Annotated in this window: 4 protein-coding genes and 1 tRNA gene; 3 read left to right on the forward strand and 2 right to left on the reverse strand. The window is 41.8% G+C overall.

Annotated elements, in window-relative coordinates; translation table 11 throughout:
• Nucleotides 1–29: 29 nt before the first annotated feature.
• The 3 genes from CAG69_RS10630 (at nt 30) to CAG69_RS10640 (ending at nt 2,294) form a co-directional block, all read left to right on the forward strand.
• Nucleotides 30–120: transfer RNA gene (locus tag CAG69_RS10630), tRNA-Ser, on the forward strand.
• Nucleotides 121–397: 277 nt separating this feature from the next.
• Entirely contained in the window at nt 398–1,159 is a 762-nt protein-coding gene (locus tag CAG69_RS10635; RefSeq protein WP_161444126.1) for a cytosolic protein, read from the forward strand.
• A gap of 103 nt (nt 1,160–1,262) precedes the next feature.
• On the forward strand, nt 1,263–2,294 hold the full coding sequence (locus tag CAG69_RS10640) for a cytosolic protein (protein ID WP_074189713.1): 1,032 nt from the start codon (nt 1,263–1,265) through the stop codon (nt 2,292–2,294).
• Between the two features lie 163 nt (nt 2,295–2,457).
• Here the strand turns inward: CAG69_RS10640 and CAG69_RS10645 are convergent, their stop codons facing one another.
• Both CAG69_RS10645 and CAG69_RS10650 read right to left on the reverse strand, forming a co-directional pair.
• A complete protein-coding gene (locus CAG69_RS10645) occupies nt 2,458–2,814 on the reverse strand; it encodes a YibL family ribosome-associated protein (protein WP_005374274.1) in 357 nt (118 codons plus the stop codon).
• A gap of 85 nt (nt 2,815–2,899) precedes the next feature.
• Nucleotides 2,900–3,895, reverse strand: coding sequence for a 2-hydroxyacid dehydrogenase (locus CAG69_RS10650; protein WP_161444129.1), 996 nt, complete (start codon nt 3,893–3,895; stop codon nt 2,900–2,902).
• Nucleotides 3,896–3,993 lie beyond the last annotated feature (98 nt).

Raw genomic sequence — 3,993 nt, forward strand, 5'->3', positions numbered from 1 at the left:
TATAAGACTAAGTTTTAGTGACAATTTGTGGAGAGATGGCTGAGTGGTTGAAAGCACCGGTCTTGAAAACCGGCATACGTTAATAGCGTATCTAGGGTTCAAATCCCTATCTCTCCGCCACCTTTAAAAAACCGCTGTTCTTACAGCGGTTTTTTTGTATCTGCTGTTTTTTAACAGCTGTTATCGAAAACTTCTAATTGGCTTTTCTCCGGCCCCTTCTCTAAGTTCTTTAGCGTACTCACTTTGGGTGTAGTTTACGCAGTAATATCTTCAATCGAAGACATTTCCATAGGTCATTTGGGCTTTAAGTAGAGCTTTGTTAAGTCTCAACGTGGGATGCTTAAAAGCATTTTGATAGAGTTTCAGTCTAAATACTGCTGATGTACTTGGAGAAAAAATGAAGCTACTTTACTGGTTAGGTGAATGGCAAGCGCTTACTCAAAAAGAGCAAAATGCTGCTTTACCAATTTCTGGCTACGATTTACTTGATGATGTTTTTGTGAAGTATGAACTCGTCGATCTTAACAAGCCATTGTTGTTCACATTTTCTCCTTCCGGTACTGATGCTCAGGTACAAGACTTAACTCCGGATTTTTCTCCTTGGGGCTACGACCTCGGAATACAACAACAAGTAAACATTATTGCCTTTCAACATTTAGGTAAAAGCAATTGGTTCCGTAGCCGGAATTTGATTTTCTTTCTGGAGCAGTTGTCTGAGTTGCTTAAGCCCTTCAAATGTCGTTTGGGTTATGGGCAGAGCCGAGGTGGTTTTGCTATTGGCGCATTCGCTGACTTACTGAAGTTGGATCATCTTTTGTTGTTTTATCCTGTTAGCACAAAAAATAAAGCGTTAGTGCCATGGGATGATCGGTCGAGCACTGAGCTTGCTCAACAGTTCGATTGGGAAAGCGGCTACCATGATCGAGATTTGGGCAATGCCAAAGGTTACATTATTTATGACCCCACCAATCGTATTGATCGTCTTCATGCTGAACGTTATCTAGAGCTTACTCATTTAAAAGTCGTCGGTATGGGGCACGGCACTCAATCCACACAATTAGATAAATTAGAATTTTTTAATCTGGTGGCGAAGGAGTTTGTTCGTCATCAAACCATAGATATTGACCAATTTAATAAGCAAATTCACGCTTTGTTTTAAAAGAGGACTGATATCAGAGTCCCCTGTAACCAGGGGGAGATGATCACACACTAAAAACTAGATTTTTAACACAATTGCTAGGCGCAATTTAGATGGAGGATTAATGAAGTTACTGTACTGGTTGGATGAATGGCTGGCTCTTTCTCGTGAAGAACAGCAAACCAGGCTACCGATGTCCGGGGAGGACTTACTTGATGATGTGTTTGTTAAGTATGAGTTTGTCGACCGCAATAAACCGCTGTTGTTCACTTTTTCCCCTGCTGGTACGAATCTACAAGTACAGGACTTACACTCAGACTTTGCACCTTGGGGCTATCGATTAGCCCAGAAACAAAAAGTAAATATTATCTCTTTTCAGCACCTTGGGAAAAGTAACTGGTTTCGTAGCCGTAATTTGATTTTCTTTCTAGAGCAGTTATCGACATTACTTGAGCCTTTTGAATGCCGTTTAGGTTATGGCCTTAGCCGCGGTGGTTTTGCTATTGGCGCTTTTTCCAATCTATTAAAGTTGGATCAAGTATTGATGTTTCACCCGGTCAGTACAAAAAACAAAGTGCTAGTGCCATGGGATGACAGGCCAAGTACTGAACTTGCCCAACAATTTGATTGGGAAGGAAAGTACCACGACCTCGACCTTGGAGATGCAAAAGGTTACATCATTTATGATCCAACCAATGAAATCGACCGCCTTCACGCCAAACGCTACCCAGAGCTCACTCATTTGAGAGTCTTCGGTATGGGACATGGCACCCACGCGACGTATTTGAATAAATTCGGTTTTTATAAGCAAGTGGCTGTAGACTTTATACGTTATCAGAAGATAGATATAGCGCAGTTTCGTCATCAGACTAAAACGCTGCGATTAAAAGAAGATTACTATCAGTGTCTTAACAAGGCGAATGCGAGTTCACAACATCGTTTGAGCCTACTGAGTACCGCTCATAATGTGCTAATTGAAGAAAAGAAAGAGCATGTGAAGGAGCATCAAGCGCAAATCGATATTCAGCCACTTGTTGATATTGCGATGAAGCATGAGCATGACAATCCGCAAGATGCAGTACAACTTTTGGAAGTGGCTCAGCAGTTAGTTCCGAATGACCCCGTTGTGGAGCACAAGTTGCAGCAACTGTCGTAGCGTTGAGATGTAATGCAGACGGTATTGGTTGAAAATAGGTCCGTGGCTTTTGTCGCTGGCCTTTTTAGGAGCTTATGGGTTGATATTTCGATGACATTTAATGAAGCAGTACAAAATAAAAAGCCCAAGCAAATGCTTAGGCTCAACGAGTATTAATATGAGTTTAAAACTCTTTTGGCGCAAAGCCTGTCATGACATCGAGGCGAAGCTCTTTACCAACTTTTGTTAGTGGGTGAACGATTACTAAGCCGCGTACGCGTTTTTTCAGTTTGCCGATGTCCGCTTGTTCTGCTTTGGTGATTTCACGAGAGAATGGCATATCAAGTAAGCTTTTACGTTCTTTGTTCAGCTCATAGTTTTGCTTATGCTTTAACTGGTTAAGCTTTTTGGTTAGCTGTTCTACTTCATCCGTGAACTTTGTAATCATTTCGTGATCACCACGAGAACGTGCCGCATCAAGTTTACGTTGGCATGTATCTAAACGGTTGTGCAGCTTTTGAATATCAGTTTTTATGCTCATGGTAATTTGGCTCAAATTTTAAATAGTCGAGAAGTATAGCATAGCTGAGATCACACGCTCTACTATACTTCTCGATTGTCTGGCTTTAGTTAATCAGTTCATTGCCCGATACGTTACCAGAGAAAAAGGCTTCGACGTTATCGAGCGTAACTGAGGCAATATTATTAAGTGCTTCGTGAGTCAAGAATGCTTGGTGGCCAGTAAACAGCACGTTATGACAAGCCGATAAGCGACGGAAAACATCGTCTACGATGACATCGTTAGATTTATCTTGGAAGAACAAGTCTTTTTCATTGTCATACACGTCTAGACCAAGCGCGCCAATCTTACCTTGTTTCAAGGCTTCTATCGCCGCTAGTGAATCCAGCAACTCGCCTCGACTAGTGTTAATGATCATCACACCATCTTTCATTTGCGCGAAGGCTTTTTCGTTCAATAGGTGATAGTTTTCTTCACTCATTGGACAATGGAGAGAGATAATATCCGCATTAGCGTAGATTTCTTCAAGCGAACAGTAACGCGCTCCCATTTCTAGTGCTAATGGATTTTCGTAAGGGTCATAGCAAAGCAGCTCCATGCCAAGCCCTTTGAAGATACGCATCGTCGCGATACCAATCTTACCTGTACCAATGACACCAACGGTTTTCCCGTAAAAGTTAAAGCCAACTAGGCCCTCTAGTGAGAAGTTGGCGTCACGTGTACGTTGGTAGGCTTTGTGAAGGCGACGATTTAGGCACATCATCAAACCGACAGTGTGTTCAGCCACCGCTTCTGGTGAGTAAGCAGGAACTCGAACCACTTGTAAGCCAAGTTCTTTAGCGGCTTGTTGATCCACTTTATCAAAACCCGCGCAGCGCATGGCAATAAGCTTAGTTCCGCCTAGAGAAAGCTGTTTAAGAACGGGAGCTGAAAGGTCATCATTGACGAAAGCACACACGACATCGCAACCATGTGCCATTTTGGCGGTTTTTTCGGTTAGCCGGAAGTCGTGATAGTGGAATTCAAAATTTCGGTTATTTTTAATTTTATTAAAAGAGGCCTCGTCGTAGGATTTTGCACTAAAAAAAGCAATATTAATCATGGTTCCCTCTCAAAAAGTGCGGACTTTATAAATAAATATACTTATAAAGTAATGCAACTTAGGCGGAATGAATAGAGAAATCTTCTCTTTAACTTTTG

Origin of the sequence: Vibrio sp. V43_P6S15P86, from assembly GCF_009904725.1 — a bacterium.
In the GTDB taxonomy this organism is placed as follows: domain Bacteria; phylum Pseudomonadota; class Gammaproteobacteria; order Enterobacterales; family Vibrionaceae; genus Vibrio; species Vibrio diabolicus.

Coding starts and splice junctions, on each gene's coding strand:
- CAG69_RS10640 (WP_074189713.1), top strand. CDS start 1,263: ATGAAGTTACTGTACTGGTTGGATGAATGGCTGGCTCTTTCTCGTGAA.
- CAG69_RS10635 (WP_161444126.1), top strand. CDS start 398: ATGAAGCTACTTTACTGGTTAGGTGAATGGCAAGCGCTTACTCAAAAA.
- CAG69_RS10650 (WP_161444129.1), bottom strand. CDS start 3,895: ATGATTAATATTGCTTTTTTTAGTGCAAAATCCTACGACGAGGCCTCT.
- CAG69_RS10645 (WP_005374274.1), bottom strand. CDS start 2,814: ATGAGCATAAAAACTGATATTCAAAAGCTGCACAACCGTTTAGATACA.